Source organism: Dactylosporangium sp. NPDC051484, assembly GCF_040689395.1.
Taxonomy (GTDB): Bacteria; Actinomycetota; Actinomycetes; order Mycobacteriales; family Micromonosporaceae; genus Dactylosporangium.
This window is the reverse complement of record NZ_JBFAZX010000006.1, coordinates 110,286-126,320: the sequence shown is the minus strand read 5'-3', so window position 1 is coordinate 126,320 and position 16,035 is coordinate 110,286. Positions and strand designations below refer to the sequence as shown.

Below are 16,035 nucleotides of genomic sequence, written 5' to 3'. Positions count from 1 at the left end.
CCTTGCCGGCTCAGCCCTGCAGATACGCGAGGACCGCCAGCACGCGGCGGTGCTGCTCGTCGTCCGGGGGCAGGTCGAGCTTGGTGAAGATGTTCTTCACGTGCTTCTCCACCGCGCCGTCGGTGACGACCAGCTTGCGGGCGATCGCCGTGTTGGAACGGCCCTCCGCCATCAGGCCCAGGACCTCGCGCTCGCGCGGGGTCAGGCTGCGCAGCGGGTCGTCCCGGCGCCGGCGGACCAGGAGCTGGCCGACGACCTCCGGGTCGAGCACGGTGGCGCCGGCCGCCACGCGCTGCATCGCGTCGAGGAACTCGGCGACCTCCGAGACGCGATCCTTCAACAGGTACCCCACGGCGCCCGCCCGATCGGCGAGGAGATCGTCGGCGTAGGACACCTCGACGTACTGCGACAGCACGAGGATCGGCGTCTTCGGCACCCGGGCGCGGGCCTCGACGGCGGCGCGCAGGCCCTCGTCGGTGTGCGAGGGCGGCATCCGTACGTCCACGATGGCTACGTCGGGGCGGTGCTCGACGACCGCCGCCACGAGGCTCGGGCCGTCCCCGACGGCGGCGAGGACCGTGTGGCCGCTCTCGGTGAGCAGGCGCACCAGACCCTCGCGCAGGAGTACCGCATCATCCGCAACGACAACCCGCACGTCGCCGATAGTAGGCCAGCCGCCGACCCGCCAGCGCGCCCACACCAGAGGCGCCCTGCCTCAGACCGACGAGTGCGCGCAGCGCCCGACAAGGTGCCCGCGCAGCGGGCATGGGGGGTCCGGGGTGGGAACCCCCCGGCAGCGCCGCGCCGAAGGCGCCGCCAAGCTAGGAACAGTCAGGAAACAGGCAGGATGGCGACGATCTTGGTGCCTCCGTCGAGGGGGCTGGTCACGGTCAGCTCGCCGCCGGCCGCGCGCACCCGGTCGGCCAGGCCGGTGAGGCCGTGGCCCTTGGCCAGGCTCGCGCCGCCGACGCCGTCGTCCTCGATCGTGACGAGCATGCCGTACGCCGAGCGCTGCAACGTCACCTTGCACTCGCTCGCGTGGCTGTGCTTGGCCACGTTGGTGAGGGCCTCGGCGACGACGAAGTACGCGGTCGTCTCCACGTGGCTCGCCAGCCGGCCGACCTCGGGCAGGTCCAGGTCGACGGGGACGATCGAGCGGGCGGCGAGCGCCGTCAGCGCCGCGCGCAGGCCGCGGTCGACCAGGATCGGCGGGGCGATGCCGCGCGACAGTGCCCGCAGTTCCTCCAGCGTCTCGCGGGTCTGGGCGAGCGCCTCGGCCACCGTCGCCCGGGCCGCCGCGGGATCGCTGTCGAACTGCAGGTCGGCGCGGCCGAGGTCCATGGCCAGGCGGACCAGGCGCTGCTGCGGCCCGTCGTGGATGTCGCGCTCCAGCCGGCGAAGGGCACTCGCCTCGGCCGAGACCGCGGCCGTGGTCTGTGCCTGGGCGCGGTCGCGGCCGCGCTCGGCCTCGGCGACCCGTTCGCGCAGCTCGTTGACGCCGCTGAGCAGCACCCGGGCGAACCACGCCTCGAGCAGGGCGGCACCGCGCACGACGGGCATCAGCGTGAGGGCGAAGACCACGCCGATGCCGGTGTTGAACAGGACCCGCAGCTCGGTGCCGGAGCCGATGCCCATCAGCTCCGGCAGGTCCTTGTTCTCCGGGTAGCGCGGGATGGCCCAGTCCCACAGCACCGTGGTGAGCCCGCCCAGTGCGCCGGCCCACCAGGTCACGACGAACACGAAGGCGATCGTGCTGGGGATGAAGCGGAGGATGCCGTGCAGCAGGTCCAGCCAGGACTGGCCGTCGGTGAGGGGGACGAACGTGCGGCGCCAGAAGCCGGCGCCGGGCTCGGCCTTCCTGTAGTACGGGTGCGGCAGCCGTGTGCGCAGCACCACGCCGGCGCGAGCGCGCTCGAGGGTGGCGAAGCCGCGGGCTTGCAGCGTCGCGGCGAACAGGATGGGGAATCCGATGACGGCCACCACCAGGCTCACGCCGAGCGCGAAGCCGGTCACGCACAGCACCAGGGTGATGATGGCGAGGGGGAACCCGAGCAGCACGTACTGCGTGTCGATCCCGAGCTGGCGGAAGATGCGGGAGAACCGGCCCGGGCCCAGCGGGGTGATGCTCGTCGTCATGTCATCGACGCTAGGCATGGCGCCCGCCGCCTCCCATCCCGCCGTCCAGCCACTTGATGGTAGGGGCAACCCTACTGAACAAACATGTAGCGTCGCTACGCAAGGCGTGTTGGTGTGTTGCGTGCCGGAATTGCGGTGATACTTGCCACAGCGCCCGTCTGCTGCCGGCCGCGTCGGAGAAAGGGGGAACCACGTGCCGCGGGGGCAATTCTCGGGCGCACGATCCGCACGGGCAGGCGCTGACCTCTACGTGGTGGGCGTCGACTCTTCAAGATCGCGATTTGTGCACGGCTTCACAAGCGCCTACTCTGTTGCAACGACGAACCCCGTTAGCACAGGCGGTAACCGCCGTTGCGAGCGGCCTCGCAAACCGTCGTCGTCTCGGAGACTCATGAGCCAGCAGCGCACCGGCCCCACGGATGGACCGGAATTTCCGGACCTTCCGGAGGCGACCGTCGCCAGGCTTCCGGAGTACCTGCGCGCCCTGCACAACCTCGCCGAGGAAGGGCACGACACGGTCTCCTCGGAGGGTCTGGCCGCGGCCGCGGGCGTCAACTCCGCCAAGCTCCGCAAGGACCTGTCCCACCTCGGCCGCACCGGCACCCGCGGCGTCGGCTACGACGTCACGCTGCTGATCGACCAGATCGAGCAGGTGCTCGGCCTCACGCATCGGCGAGCCGTCGCGCTCGTCGGCGTGGGTAATCTCGGTCACGCCCTGGCCGGCTACGCCGGGTTCGGCAATCGCGGGTTCCGCATCGCGGCTCTCTTCGACGCCGACCTCGGCCGGGTCGGGGAGCACATCAACGGCCTGGTCGTGCGGCACATCGACGAGCTGCCCGAGGTGGTGGACGAAGAGTCGATCTCCATCGCGGTGATCGCCACGCCCGCGCACGCGGCGCAGAATGTGGCGGATCGGCTCGTGGCGGCCGGCGTCACCAGCGTCTTGAACTTCGCGCCGTGCGTCTTGAATGTCCCCGAGGGCGTGGACGTGCGTAAGGTCGATCTGGCCATCGAGTTGCAGATCCTGTCCTTCCACGAGCACCGTAAGACGGCCCTGACGGCGCTGCCGGCGGTGCAGGAGCCCGGACGGGTCGGCCAGGACCTACAACGAGCCAACCGGCTCGGCGGGGAGGCGGTGGGGTCGTGAGCAATAACCAGAATCTGCTGGTCGTGGGCATGTCGCACCGGACGGCTGGGGTTCCGCTGCTCGAGCGGCTCGCGCTGAGCCCTGGCGAGCTGCCTGACGTGCTCACCGAGCTCGTCGGGCTGCAGTATGTCGACGAGGCCGTGGTGCTCTCGACCTGCAACCGCGTGGAGATCTACGCCGCCGTCACCGCGTTCCACGGCGGCCTCGCCGACATCGGCGGCGTGCTCGCCCAACGGGCCGGGCTCGCCGTGGGCGACCTGGCTCCCCAGCTGTATGTCCACTACGAGGTCGACGCCGTCCGGCACGCCTTCCGCGTGGCCGCCGGGCTCGACTCGATGGTCGTGGGCGAGGCGCAGATCCTCGGCCAGCTCCGCGACGCCTACGGCGCCGCCGGTGAGCAGGGCACGGCCGGGCGGCTGCTGCACGAGCTGCTGCAGCAGGCCCTGCGGGTCGGCAAGCGGGTGCACGCCGAGACCGAGATCGACCGTGCCGGGCAGAGCGTGGTGAGTGCGGCGCTGGCCTACGGGCAGGGCGCCACCTCGCCGGTCGAGGGGCGTCCCGCGCTGGTCATCGGGGCGGGCGCGATGGGCGCGCTGTCGCTGGCGACGCTGCGCCGGGCCGGGGCCGCTCCGCTGTATGTGACCAACCGCGGTCACGCCAAGGCCGAGCGCCTGGCGGAGCTGCACGGGGCAGAGGCCGTACCGTTCGCGGAGCTGCCGTCGCTGCTGGAGCGCGTCGACGTGGTCGTGAGCGCGACCGCGTCGCCGGAGCCGGTGCTCGACGCGCCGCTGCTCGCTGGAGCGGTCGGGACTGCCGGGGCCGACCGGCACCTGCTGGTCCTCGACCTGGCGCTGCCGCGCGACGTGGCGCCCGAGGTCCGGGAGCTGGCCGGCGTCACGCTCGTCGACATCGAGCTGCTGTCCGAGTCGCTGTCGACCACCGCGGACGCGCAGGAGCGGGCCGGCGAGGAGATCGTCGCCGCCGAGGTCGAGGCCTTCCTGACCTGGCTGCGCGGTGCCGACGTGGCGCCGACCGTGGCCGCGCTGCGGGCCCGGGCCGACGAGGTCGTCGAGGCCGAGCTGCGCCGGCTCGCGCAGCGCTGCCCGGAGCTCGGCGACGAGGCGCGCGCCGAGGTGGCGCACAGCATTCACCGGATCGTCCAGCGCCTGCTTCACCAGCCGACCGTTCGCGTGCGCCAGCTGGCCGCCGGACCGGGCGGCGAGGCCTATGCTCAGGCGCTACGTGAGCTGTTCGACCTGCAGATCCCGACCTCGGAGATCAACCCGGCCGCAGCTGGAGAGGTGCACCCGTGACGCTGAGACTAGGGACCCGGGGCAGTGCGCTGGCGATGGCGCAGTCGAAGACCGTCGCCGATGCCGTGCGCGAGCGCACCGGCCGCGACGTGGAACTGATCGAGATCGTCACCGCCGGCGACCGGTCGAGCGAGCCGATCCAGCGGCTCGGCGTGGGCGTCTTCGTCTCCGCCCTGCGCGACGCGCTGCTCAACAAGGAGATCGACTTCGCCGTCCACTCCTACAAGGACCTGCCGACCGCGCCGGCCGAGGGCCTCGTGGTGGCCGCCATCCCGCTGCGGCAGGACCCGCGCGACGCGCTGGTCGCCCGCGACGGGCTGATGCTCAACGAGCTGCCCGACGGCGCGCGCATCGGCACCAGCGCGCTGCGCCGGATCGCCCAGATCAACGCGTTGGGTCGGCGGCTTTCCGCGGTACCGTTGCGGGGGAACGTAGACACCCGTCTGCGGAAGCTGGCCGAGGGCGAGTTCGACGCCATCGTGCTGGCGCACGCGGGCCTGGCCAGGCTCGGCCGCGGCGGGGAGGCGACCGAGGTGCTTGATCCGCTGCTGATGCTGCCCGCACCCGCGCAGGGCGCGCTGGCGGTCGAGTGCCGTGAGGACGATGTCGAGCTGCGCGAGGTGCTCGCCGCGCTCGACGATGAATACACCCGCGCGGCGGTCGCCGCCGAGCGGGCGCTGTTGGCCGAGCTCGAGGCGGGTTGTTCCGCCCCGATCGCGGCGCTGGCCGAGGTCGCCGAGGGCGACGAGGGGCCGGAGATCTATCTGCGCGGTGCGGTGTTCAGCCCGGACGGCGGCTTCGCCCTCCGGCTCTCGCGCACCGGAACGCTCGCCGACGCCGCGGAGGTGGGCCGCGCCCTGGCCCGCGACCTACGCGAAGAAGGCGCCGACAACGCACTGGGAGTGCAGCATGACCCGCACCCGTAAGGGCACCGGCCGGATCGCCTTCGTCGGGGCCGGCCCCGGCGACCCCGGCCTGCTGACGCGCCGCGCCCATGAGGCGCTGGTGACCGCCGACCACGTCGTCTACGACCGCAACGTACCGGAGCCGCTGCTCGCCGCGATCCGCGCCGAGGCCGACCCGGAGGCCCAGTTCAGCCCGGCCGAGGGGGCGCCCGGCGACGTGGCCAAGGTGCTGATGTCCGCGGCCCGCTCCGGGCTGCGCGCGATCCACCTCGTCGGCGGCGACCCGCTGGCGCACGAGGCGGTGCTCAAGGAGGTGCAGGCCGTCGCCCGCACCGCGGTGCCGTTCGAGGTCGTGCCCGGCATCGGCCAGGCCGCCGGCGTCGCCACCTACGCCGGCGTGCCGCTGCCTGGTGTGCGCGTGACCGCCGACGTCGACGACGTGCAGTCCGTCGACTTCGAGGCCGTCGCCACCGCCGTGGCCCGCGGCTCCTCCGCGCTCGCCGTCGACGCGGGCGACCTCGCCGCCGTCCGCGACGGGCTGCTGGCCGCCGGGGTCGACCCGGCCACGCCGGTCTCGATCACGGGCGACGGCACGGGCGAGACGCAGTACAGCTCCGCCTCCAGCGTCGACAGCATGGTCGCCGCCGCGCTCGGCTTCGCCGGCCGCGTGGTGCTGTGCCTGGGCGCCGGCGTCGCGCACCGCGAGAAGCTCGGCTGGTGGGAGAACCGCCCGCTGTACGGCTGGAAGGTGCTCGTCCCGCGCACCAAGGAGCAGGCCGGCGCGATGAGCGAGCGGCTGCGGGCCTACGGCGCGATCCCATGCGAGGTGCCGACGATCGCCGTCGAGCCGCCGCGCACCCCGGCGCAGATGGAGCGCGCGATCAAGGGCTTGGTCGACGGCCGGTACGCCTGGACCGTCTTCACCTCGGTCAACGCCGTCCGCGCGGTCTGGGAGAAGTTCGGCGAGCACGGCCTCGACGCCCGCCACTTCGGTGGCGTGAAGGTCGCCTGCATCGGCGAGGCCACCGCCGAGGCGGTCCGCGGCTTCGGCATCGTGCCCGAGCTGCTGCCGTCCGGAGAACAGTCCTCCGAGGGCCTGCTGGCCGAGTTCTCGCCGCACGACGAGGTGCTCGACCCGGTCGGCCGAGTGCTGCTGCCCCGCGCCGACATCGCCACCGAGACCCTCGCCGCCGGCCTCACCGAGCTCGGCTGGGAGGTCGACGACGTCACGGCGTACCGCACGGTCCGCGCCGCGCCACCGCCGGCCGACATCCGCGACGCGATCAAGTCCGGCGGCTTCGACGCGGTGCTCTTCACGTCGTCGTCCACCGTGCGCAACCTGGTCGGTATCGCCGGCAAGCCGCACGCCCGCACCGTCGTCGCGGTGATCGGGCCGAAGACGGCGGACACCGCCGTGGAGTTCGGCCTGCGCGTCGACGTGCAGCCGCCGCACGCCTCGGTTCCCGACCTGGTCGAGGCGCTTGCGGGCTACGCTGTGGAGCTGCGCGAGAAGCTCGCCGCGATGCCTGCCAAGCAGCGCCGCGGCTCCAAGGTGCAGGGACCGACCGCCCTGCGGTTCCGCTAGAGGATTCGTAGGGGGTCATCCCGTGGGGTTCCCTGAGGTCCGGCCGCGCCGGCTGCGTCGCACGCCCGCGATGCGCCGGCTCGTGGCGGAGACGCACGTGCAGCCGTCCAACCTGATCCTGCCGATGTTCGTGAAGGAGGGGCTGACCGAGCCGCGGCCGATCAGTTCCCTCCCCGGCGTCGTGCAGCACTCCCGCGAGTCGCTGCGCAAGGCCGCCGCCGAGGCGGTCGCCGAGGGCGTCGGGGGGCTCATGCTCTTCGGCGTGCCGGAGACGCGCGACGAGACCGGCTCCGGCGGCATCGACCCCGACGGGATCCTCAACGTCGCCATCCGCGACGTGATCTCCGAGGTCGGCGACTCGACCGTGGTCATGTCCGATCTGTGCCTGGACGAGTTCACCTCGCACGGGCACTGCGGCGTGCTGACCCCCGACGGGGCCGTCGACAACGACGCCACGCTGCGGCAGTACGAGCTGATGGCGCTGGCGCAGGCCGAGGCCGGTGCCCACGTGCTCGGCCCGTCCGGGATGATGGACGGCCAGGTCGGCGTCGTGCGCTCGGCGCTGGACCGGGCCGGCTACACCGAGATATCGCTGCTGGCCTACGCCGCTAAGTACGCCAGCGCCTTCTACGGCCCGTTCCGCGAGGCCGTCGAGTCCACCCTGGCCGGCGACCGCAAGACCTACCAGCAGGACCCGGCCAACCTGCGCGAGGCCCTGCGCGAGGTCGCCCTCGACGTCGAGGAGGGCGCGGACATGATCATGGTCAAGCCCGCGCTGCCGTATCTCGACGTGCTCGCCCGCGTCGCCGAGATGGTCGACGTGCCGGTGGCCGCCTACCAGGTCTCGGGCGAATACGCGATGGTCGAGGCGGCCGTGGCCAACGGCTGGCTGGACCGCGAGCGGGTCGTGCTGGAGACGCTGACCTCGATCCGCCGGGCCGGCGCCCAGCTGATCCTGACGTACTGGGCGAGTGACGCGGCTCGCTGGCTGCGCAAGATCTGAATTGGTGCCTTTGCACGCGCGTAGCGCGCGCTAGGCCCCTCTTAGGATGCCCGCACGGCCCGGCGCCGGCTCGCCCGGGGTGTCGGCGGGCGCGCGCAGGCCGGCGAGGGTGTAGCCGAGCTGCCGCCCGCCACGCCGTCGGTGCGGTCGCGCCGGTCGGTTTGGCGAAGGTGCGACGTGGCGGCTCGTTCAGGTTTGTCGCCCTGTGCGAAGAATTCTTGCCCTGCCATGCGGTTGCCCGCCGGTGAGCAATGCCATCGAGGGCAGCGGGAGTTGCGAATTTCGCCTAGGCTCGGCCGGGTGCTGGCGACACGTGTGGCGAAGATGATGCTGGTCGGCGCGCTGCTGACCGGCCTGGTCGGCTGTGACCCGCGCGCAGCGTCGTCGCCGCCGGGGCTCGACGCGGCGTCGAGCACCGACCCGTTCCCGGCCGCCAAGCTCGAGGGCGGCAGCGAGCTCACCCGGGCCCCGTCCCCGTCCGGGTCCCCCTCCCCGTCGAAGAAGCCCAGCCTCAAGCCCTCGGCGTCGGCGTCGGTGAAACGGGTCAACCCGGGCGGCGACACCGGCGGCGCCAAGCCGGTGAACAGCAACGATGGCGTGCCCAACCTCGGCAGCGGCACGTTCACCGTGGCCGGCGGGGGCACCGACGTGGTCGGGTCGGCCGGCGCGGCGACGCTGGTGAAGTATCGCGTCGAGATGGAGAACGGCATCCAGTGGGGCAGCAACCGGGTCTGGTCAACCTCGGCGCTCGCCGCCGAGGTCGACCGGGCGATCGCCTCGCCGCAGGGCTGGACGATGTCCGGCGAGCACCCGGTCACCTACTCGCCCAACAAGATCAGCGACGCGACCTGGAAGTTCCAGCGCGTCAGCGGCGGCGACTACGACGTTGTGCTGCGCCTGGCCACTCCCGGGACCGTCGACAAGCTGTGCAGGGCGGTCGGGGTCAACACCCAGGGCATCTATTCCTGCCGATACGGCAAGACCATCCTGCTCAACCTGCGCCGCTGGCTCAAGGGCATCGACGGCTTCCCTGCCGGCATCGACTTCCACTCGATGACCGTCCTGCACGAGATGGGCCACTTCCTCGGCTTCGACCACATGAAGTGCCCCGGCTCGGGCCAGGCCGCGCCGATCATGCAGACGCAGACGATCGCGCTGAACGGCTGCCGGCCCAACGCCTACCCGTTCACGTCCGACGGCAAGTTCGTGCAGGGCCCCTGGGCGCCGAGCTGACCGTCAGGCCTTCAGGCGGCGCAGGAGGTCGATCACATCGGCCTCGTATTCGCGCCACTCTCGGTCGGGCTTGAATCCCAGCTCCGCGTTGACCTGTAGCAGCGGCTCGTTCTCCAGCGCGTTCCAGGTTTGCACGTCCAGCAGGTTCGGCTCGGCGGCGCGCAGCTCGAACAGCATCCGCGCCTTGATCGCGCGGCTGATGCCGTAGCCGCGATGGCTGGGCACCTCGATGGTGTCGTACTGGTCGGCGCGGGTCGGGCGCTGCGCGGGCACGACGACCTCGGTGAGCCCGGCGATCGTCTCCGACTGCTCGTGCACGGCGAGCACGATGTACGGCTTCAGGCCGCGCGCGTGCAGCGTGCGCAGGCTCGCCGCGAGCCGCTCGGAGTCGTAGGAGCTCGGCCGCAGATCGAGGTCCTCGACCACGGCGGCGCGGGCGGCCTCCTTCGCCGCCGCGTAGGCCGCGTAGAGCTCGGGCGGCGGGCCGCCCGGGTAGTACTCGATGCGGTAACCGGCGCTGATGCCGGCCGCCATCTCGCCCAGCCGCAGCCAGTCCACGCCGGCCAGGTCGAGCAGGTTGCGCATCTCGATGAACGCGCACTCGAATCCGTGCGACTCGAAGAACTTCACGCTCGGGGTGCCGCCGATGACCTCGACGCCGACAGACTCGAAACCCTCCTCGGCGGCCCGGCGGGCGACGGAGGCCAGCAGCGTGGTGCCGACGTGGCCGCGCCGAGCGCCCGGGACGACCGACAGCTCGAGCACGCCGATCTCCTCCAGCGCCAGCAGGCTGGCGTGGCCGAGGATCTCACCCGATTCCGAGGTCGCCAGCCACGACGTGCGCCGCTCGCCCGGCATGGTGACGGCGAGGCACTCCCGGAACATGTTCTCGCGCCACGGCGGGTCCTCGGGCACATCGACGGCGACGATGTCGTTGAGCGCCCGCAGCACCGCATCGATCTCGGCCGCGGGCGCGGTCCCCGGGTCCCACTCGCGCACCTTCACGTCCTAAGCCTGCCCCTGTTTGTGGCTGAGCGGAAGTACCAGGGCGCAGAGCGTGGCATTGATCTACTCGTGGGTGCTCTGCCGCTCAGCCCTGCCGGTCCCGGCGGCCGTAGTCGTTGGTGGCGTTGAATACGGCGGCGCGGTACTCCTCGGGCACGTTATAGGCGTGGATGGCCGAGTTCCAGCCGTCCAACGTGGACAGGTCGCGGTTGTTGGCGCACAGATACGCGGCGGCGGTCAGGGCGGCGTCGTTGATGTTGTTGATGTCGATCACGCCGTCGTTGTCGGCGTCCTGGCCGTACGCCCGCCAAGTGGCCGGCAGGAACTGCATCGGCCCGACGGCGCGGTCCCAGGTGCGGTCGCCGTCGAGCGCGCCCTGGTCGGTGTCGGCGATCGCCTGGCGGCCGTTCTGCCCGTCCAGCGGCGGGCCGACGATCGGCGGCACGGAGCGGCCGTCGTCCTGCAGGACCGAGCCGTTGGCGCGGCCGTGGTCGGACTCGACCTTGCCGATGCCGGCCAGCGTGGTCCATGTCAGGTGGCACCTCGGGTTGGCGCGGGCGGTGACCGCCTCGGCGTACCCGTACGCCTGCAGCGCCACCACCGGGATGCCCAGCCGGACCGCGCGGGTGCCGGCCCATGCCCCGTACACGTCGGCGGGGCGCTCGCGGGTGCCGGGCGGCGGGCTGTAGGTGGACGAGCCCGACGGCGTCTCGGGCTGCGGCGCCTCGCCGGTGGCGGGTGCCCCGGTGAGGCCCGGCGCGCCACGCGTGCCGTTGGTGCCCTCGGGCGGCGGGACCGACCGCGAGGCATCGGCCGTCGTCCTGGACGCGCCCGGGATCACAACGGCGCCGGCGACTCCGGCCGCGGTCAGCACGATCGCGATGAGCGCGCCGGGAAGCAGGAACCGGAACCCTGGGCGGGCGCGGATGCGCGCGAACCGCTCCCGCCGCGCGTCCAGCGGTCGCCGCCGCGACTCGAGCACGTCGCCCACGGGCGGTCGTGGTGGCCCGGACGCGGCCCCGAGCGGCGGTCGCGGCGACCCGGGCGCGTCGCCCGGCTCCGGCGCGGCGTGGCGCGGCTTGTGCGGCGGTTTCGGGTCTTTGTCCGGCTCTGGCGCAGTGATCTCCACCGGGATCCAGCGCTCGCCGGACTGCCCGGGGACCGGGGGCCGGACGGCGGATGCCGGTGGAGTGTCCACTGTGGTCGCTCGCTCCGCCTCCGGCGGCTCGTCGTTGCTTGCCACGGGTCGAGTATTCCTGAATTCCCGGACGCGTGTCACGGTGGCATAACCTGTGGGAATGCCACGCTACGAGTATCGCTGCCGCGCCTGTGGGGACACCTTCGAGGTGCAACGCCCGATGAGTGAAGCCAACGTGAAGACCGCCTGTCCGGCGGGCCACGACGACACCGTCAAGCTGCTGTCCACGATCGCCGTCGGCGGCTCCGCGCTCAACGCCCCGCGGAGTGATGTCGCGAGTGGCGCCGGTGGTGGTTGTTGCGGCGGCGCGTGCGGCTGTTGAAACATTGTTACCGATCGGTTTCGCATTACATTGCCAAAGCGGCTTTGGTGTTGTGCCCCGTTGTGCCACAACCGCTACCGCAGCGTTGTCATTAGGTCACGCGAAACCCACTCAAGCTTCGCCCTCCATCGTTGTTGACCAGCACGGATCGCCTCGGACGACGGTCCGGGGTCGACCTTGAGGGTTGCCGGTGGGGACCGTTTCTACGATGCGCGCGCCGCCGGGGTGGGGAAATATGGGGCACGCCTGAAAAAGGAGGCGGAGGTTTCACGTGTCGGGGCGGACGCACCTGCCCAGTGGGCTGGTGACTTTCCTCTTCACTGACATCGAGGGCTCGACCCGCTTGGCCCAGATGCTCGGTGCGGGATACCGGCCGGTGCTCCACGAGCACCGGGAGGTGATCCGCCGCGCACTGTCCAAAGCGGACGGTGTGGAACTTTTCACCGAGGGTGATTCGCTCTTCGTGGCCTTCGCCGACGCGGCCGCCGCCCTCAACGCGTGTGCCGAGGCCCAGCGCGAGCTCGCCGCCCACGACTGGCCCAGCCCCGAGGCGCGCCCCAAGGTCCGGATGGGCCTGCACACAGGCTTCGCCGAGCCCTACGGGGGTGAGTACACCTCACCCGAGGTGCACCGCGCCGCCCGCGTCGCGGCTGCCGCGCACGGCGGGCAGGTGCTCTGCTCCGCGGCCACCGCCGCCCGCATCGGCGTGGCCGGGGTGCTGCTGGACGACGACGCGTGGCTGCTCGACCTCGGCCTGCACCGGCTGCGCGGGTTCGACGGCTTCGAGCGGATCTTCCAGCTCGTCGCCCCCGGCCTCGACCGGCAGTTCCCGCGCCCGCGCACGATCGACGCGCCGGCCCACAACCTGCCCGTGCAGACGACCCGCTTCATCGGCCGCGCCGCGGAGCGCGCCGCCGTGCGCGACCTGATCGGCCGGCACCGCCTGGTCACCGTCGTCGGCGCGGGCGGCGCCGGGAAGACCCGGGTCGCCGTCGAGGCCGCCGGCGAGATCGTCGAGCGGTTCCGCGACGGCGTCTGGTTCGCCGACCTCAGCACCGTCGCGACCGGCGACCTTGTCGACGCCACCGTCGCCGCCGCCCTGGGCCTGCGCCCCGAGCCGGGCCGCCCCGTCGGGCAGACCGTCGCCGATCACGTTCGCGACCGCCGCCTGCTCGTCCTGCTCGACACCTCCGACGCCCAGCTGCCGGCGGCGCGCCGGCTCGTCGCCCGCTTGCTCGCCGCCGGCCCCGATGTCGCCGTGCTCGCCACCAGCCGCGAGCCGCTCGGCCACGCCGGCGAGGTCGTCTGGCGCATTCCGCCGCTGTCGGTCGAGGCGGCCAGCGGCGGCGGCTTCAGCGACGCCGTGGCCCTGCTCGTCGACCGCGCCTCCGCCGCTCGCGGCGGCCGTCCCGTCGAGCCCGGCGACATCGCCCACCTCACCCGGGTCGCCTCGGCGCTCGAGGGCCTGCCGCTGGCCCTGGAGCTGGCCGCGGCCCGCCTGCGCCTGCTGTCCGCCGCGCAGCTGGCCGACCGCATCGGCGACGTGCTCGGCACGCTGGACGCCGGCTCGCAGGCCCTCTCGCCGGACCTCCCGGACCTGTCCGACTCCTCGGCGCGGCACCGCACGATGCAGGCCGCGGTCGGCTGGTCGTATCGCACCCTCGACCTGCGCTCCGCCCGCCTCCTGCGCTGGCTGTCGGTCTTCGCCAGCCCCGTCGACCTGCCGGCGATCGAGTGGCTGCACGACGGCGACCCCCTCGACCCGCTGGCCACCCTGGTCGACAAGTCCCTGCTGCAGGCCGAGGCCGGCGCGACCAGCGCCACCTACCGCATGCTCGACCCGATCCGCGCCTACGCCGCCCGCCTGCTCGTCGAGGCCGGTGAGGAGGAGTCGGCGCGAGAGCGGCACGTGGCCTGGTGTCAGCAGGCCGCCCACGACGCCTACCTCGACGCCGAGGGCCGCCCGGTCACGCTGTCGCTCTACACCCTCGACCCGCTCGCCGACGAGCTGCGCGCCGCCCTGCACTGGACGGTGACCAGGGGCAGCGCTCGCCAGGGCCTGGAGCTGGCCGGCTCCCTGGATCAGTGGTGGCGCGAGCGCGGCCTGATGCGGGAGGGCCGGATGTGGCTCTTCCGCCTGTACGAGCGGATCAGCGCCACCGGCGAGCCGGTCCCCGACGCCGAGCTGGCCGCGGCGTACCACATGCACTCGCTGCACGCCGGCGCGGACGGCGAGACGGTCGAGGAGCTCCGTTTCTCCCAGCGCGCCGAGTCCGCCGCCCGCCGCGCCGGCGATCCGGGCCTTATCGCGCGCATCCTTTCCGCCCGCGCCGCCCCCCTCCTTGAGATGGGCCGCACCGACGAGGCCGAACGCCTCTGCCGCGACGTCATCACCTGGTCCGAGGACCAGGGCGTCGCCGGCGAGGCCTTCTTCGCCGTCTACGCGCTGGCTCAGCTCCTCTGGCGCCGCGGCGCCCTGGACGAGGCCGCCGGCCTGCTGGCCGGTGCCCGCCCGCTGGAGAACAGCCGCCCGATGGATCGCGGCCAGCGCACCGTGGACATGTTGCTGGGCATGGTCGCACTGTCGAGGGGCGACCTAGTGGCCGCGCACGATCACCTCATCGTGGCCCTGCGCTCCCGCATGACTCACGGCTTCCACCTGCGGGTGTGCGAGTCCCTCAACGCCGTGGCCGTGCGCTGCGCGCTGGCCGAGGACGCGGAGACGGGCGCCCGCCTGTTCGGCGCCGCCCAGGCAACGAGGATCCGCCTGCGCTGCTCGACGGGCGCCTTCGGCGCCTACTGGACGGAGCAACAGGCAACCTTGCGCGCCGCGATGGGCGACGCCGCCTTCGACACCGCCTACGCTGCGGGCGGCACCCTGAGCCTGGAGGAGTCGGTGGCCCTGGCCCTGACGATCGAGCACCCAGACCTCATGGCCGGCTCGATCCGCTTCTCAACGGTCGAGTAGCAGTCCTGAGCGCCCATGGCCCCGGTCAGTCCTCCTCGGGGTCCTGATTGGCCTCGGCCCCCAGCACGTACGCCTGCATGGCCAGCTCATCACCCGCCGGCCACACGAACGCCGGCAGCTCGGCCGGCCCGAGTTCCCGCACGTAGCTCCAGAACGCCCGGACGGCCTCCCCGGGCGAGGCGGCCTCGATGGGCATGTCGACACTGACCAGCCAGGTCCGCTTCGCGCCGCCCCGTGGCGAGTCGGCGGAGGCCTTCCGCACGACGTCGAGGAAGGCGTCATCAGCGAGCCGCCGAGCCCCGACTTCACCCGAAAGACCACCCGCGGGCAGCGGCCGGTCGAGCAGGTTCACGGTGTACTGAAGCCGCCCCTCGGCATCGACCCGGCCCAGCCCGAAGACGACGGGCGCCTCGCCAGTGGCGACGAGCAGCGCTTCATCCCCGACGGCGAGCTCACCCTCCGGAACCGAAATCCCCCCGGCCCCGTACAGCCGCTCAGCCTCGTACTGCTTCTCGGAGACAACCACCACCCACTTGGCCATGCCCTCATTGGATCACGCAGCCAGACACAGGGTTGTCGACGGACCACAGCGGCGCCCGCCCGTCCGCTCCTGCCCCTCAGAGGTCCACGAAGCACTCCACGACATGGTCATTGACCATCCCGGTCGCCTGCATCAACGCATAAGCCGTGGTCGGCCCCACGAACCGGAACCCGCGCCGCTTCAGGTCCTTCGCCATCGCCTTCGACTCCGCCGTCACGGCCGGCACCGCCGAGGAGTCCGCCGGCCGGGGCCGGTCCTGCGGTGCGAACGACCACAGCAGCGCCGCGATCCCGCCGGATAACTCCGCCGCCGCCCGGGCATTCGCGATCGCCGCCTCGATCTTCGCCCGATTGCGGACAATCCCGGCATCCCCGAGCAACCGCTCGACGTCGGCCTCCCCGAACGTCGCCACCTTCTCGATCTCGAACCCGGCGAACGCGGCGCGGAAGGACGGACGCTTGCGCAGAATTGTGATCCACGACAGCCCGGACTGAAACGCCTCCAGTGTCATGCGCTCATACAGTCCGTCGTCGTCGCGGACCGGCCGGCCCCACTCGTTGTCGTGATAATCCAAGTAATCGGGTGTCGACGCGGCCCATCCGCACCGGGCCAGCCCGTCTTCTCCCACCACCACGTCGACCATGCCTCGGAACCTACTCCGGGGGTACGACAAAAATCG

The 16,035-nt window shown here is 72.4% G+C and carries 14 protein-coding genes; 8 read left to right on the top strand and 6 right to left on the bottom strand.

Annotation, left to right across the window (positions count from 1 at the left end):
- Positions 1-10: 10 nt before the first annotated feature.
- A complete protein-coding gene (locus AB0367_RS13470) occupies positions 11-655 on the bottom strand; it encodes a response regulator transcription factor (RefSeq protein ID WP_366226558.1) in 645 nt (214 codons plus the stop codon).
- 176 nt (positions 656-831) lie between these two features.
- On the bottom strand, positions 832-2,136 hold the full coding sequence (locus tag AB0367_RS13465) for a sensor domain-containing protein (RefSeq protein ID WP_366226557.1): 1,305 nt from the start codon (positions 2,134-2,136) through the stop codon (positions 832-834).
- A 391-nt stretch (positions 2,137-2,527) separates the two neighbouring features.
- On the opposite strand from AB0367_RS13465, the gene AB0367_RS13460 reads away from it, so the two are divergent.
- The 6 genes from AB0367_RS13460 to AB0367_RS13435 all read left to right on the top strand — a co-directional run bounded on the left by AB0367_RS13460 (position 2,528) and on the right by AB0367_RS13435 (position 9,322).
- Positions 2,528-3,283 carry a redox-sensing transcriptional repressor Rex gene (locus tag AB0367_RS13460; RefSeq protein ID WP_366226556.1) on the top strand — a complete coding sequence of 252 codons (756 nt, stop codon included), beginning with the start codon at positions 2,528-2,530 and terminating at the stop codon, positions 3,281-3,283.
- Positions 3,280-4,596, top strand: a complete 1,317-nt coding sequence (locus tag AB0367_RS13455; protein WP_366226555.1) for a glutamyl-tRNA reductase — start codon at positions 3,280-3,282, stop codon at positions 4,594-4,596. Before AB0367_RS13460 ends, AB0367_RS13455 begins: the two co-directional genes overlap by 4 nt.
- Entirely contained in the window at positions 4,593-5,522 is a 930-nt protein-coding gene (gene hemC, locus AB0367_RS13450) for a hydroxymethylbilane synthase (RefSeq protein ID WP_366226554.1), read from the top strand. The genes AB0367_RS13455 and hemC overlap by 4 nt, the downstream gene beginning before the upstream one ends.
- Positions 5,506-7,086 (top strand): uroporphyrinogen-III synthase, encoded by a 1,581-nt coding sequence (locus tag AB0367_RS13445; protein ID WP_366226553.1) that lies wholly within the window; start codon positions 5,506-5,508, stop codon positions 7,084-7,086. Before hemC ends, AB0367_RS13445 begins: the two co-directional genes overlap by 17 nt.
- A gap of 22 nt (positions 7,087-7,108) precedes the next feature.
- On the top strand, positions 7,109-8,089 hold the full coding sequence (hemB, locus tag AB0367_RS13440) for a porphobilinogen synthase (protein ID WP_366226552.1): 981 nt from the start codon (positions 7,109-7,111) through the stop codon (positions 8,087-8,089).
- Positions 8,090-8,389: 300 nt separating this feature from the next.
- On the top strand, positions 8,390-9,322 hold the full coding sequence (locus AB0367_RS13435) for a DUF3152 domain-containing protein (RefSeq protein WP_366226551.1): 933 nt from the start codon (positions 8,390-8,392) through the stop codon (positions 9,320-9,322).
- 3 nt (positions 9,323-9,325) lie between these two features.
- Here AB0367_RS13435 and AB0367_RS13430 read toward each other — a convergent pair whose 3' ends face one another.
- Together AB0367_RS13430 and AB0367_RS13425 are read right to left on the bottom strand one after the other, a co-directional pair.
- Positions 9,326-10,327: a GNAT family N-acetyltransferase gene (locus AB0367_RS13430; protein ID WP_366226550.1), complete on the bottom strand. Its 1,002-nt coding sequence runs from the start codon at positions 10,325-10,327 to the stop codon at positions 9,326-9,328.
- Between the two features lie 85 nt (positions 10,328-10,412).
- Positions 10,413-11,570 (bottom strand): lytic murein transglycosylase, encoded by a 1,158-nt coding sequence (locus AB0367_RS13425; protein ID WP_366226549.1) that lies wholly within the window; start codon positions 11,568-11,570, stop codon positions 10,413-10,415.
- Between the two features lie 55 nt (positions 11,571-11,625).
- On the opposite strand from AB0367_RS13425, the gene AB0367_RS13420 reads away from it, so the two are divergent.
- Together AB0367_RS13420 and AB0367_RS13415 are read left to right on the top strand one after the other, a co-directional pair.
- Positions 11,626-11,847, top strand: coding sequence for a zinc ribbon domain-containing protein (locus tag AB0367_RS13420; protein ID WP_366226548.1), 222 nt, complete (start codon positions 11,626-11,628; stop codon positions 11,845-11,847).
- A 271-nt stretch (positions 11,848-12,118) separates the two neighbouring features.
- The gene (locus tag AB0367_RS13415; protein ID WP_366226547.1) at positions 12,119-14,815 is read left to right on the top strand and encodes an adenylate/guanylate cyclase domain-containing protein; all 2,697 of its coding nucleotides are present in this window, start codon (positions 12,119-12,121) and stop codon (positions 14,813-14,815) included.
- Positions 14,816-14,840: 25 nt separating this feature from the next.
- Here AB0367_RS13415 and AB0367_RS13410 read toward each other — a convergent pair whose 3' ends face one another.
- Positions 14,841-15,356 carry a hypothetical protein gene (locus AB0367_RS13410; protein WP_366226546.1) on the bottom strand — a complete coding sequence of 172 codons (516 nt, stop codon included), beginning with the start codon at positions 15,354-15,356 and terminating at the stop codon, positions 14,841-14,843.
- A gap of 76 nt (positions 15,357-15,432) precedes the next feature.
- Positions 15,433-15,999, bottom strand: a complete 567-nt coding sequence (locus AB0367_RS13405) for a DNA-3-methyladenine glycosylase I (RefSeq protein WP_366226545.1) — start codon at positions 15,997-15,999, stop codon at positions 15,433-15,435.
- Between the last annotated feature and the right edge of the window lie 36 nt (positions 16,000-16,035).

Coding starts and splice junctions, on each gene's coding strand:
- AB0367_RS13445 (WP_366226553.1), top strand. CDS start 5,506: ATGACCCGCACCCGTAAGGGCACCGGCCGGATCGCCTTCGTCGGGGCC.
- AB0367_RS13465 (WP_366226557.1), bottom strand. CDS start 2,136: ATGACGACGAGCATCACCCCGCTGGGCCCGGGCCGGTTCTCCCGCATC.
- AB0367_RS13405 (WP_366226545.1), bottom strand. CDS start 15,999: ATGGTCGACGTGGTGGTGGGAGAAGACGGGCTGGCCCGGTGCGGATGG.
- AB0367_RS13410 (WP_366226546.1), bottom strand. CDS start 15,356: ATGGCCAAGTGGGTGGTGGTTGTCTCCGAGAAGCAGTACGAGGCTGAG.
- AB0367_RS13420 (WP_366226548.1), top strand. CDS start 11,626: ATGCCACGCTACGAGTATCGCTGCCGCGCCTGTGGGGACACCTTCGAG.
- AB0367_RS13460 (WP_366226556.1), top strand. CDS start 2,528: ATGAGCCAGCAGCGCACCGGCCCCACGGATGGACCGGAATTTCCGGAC.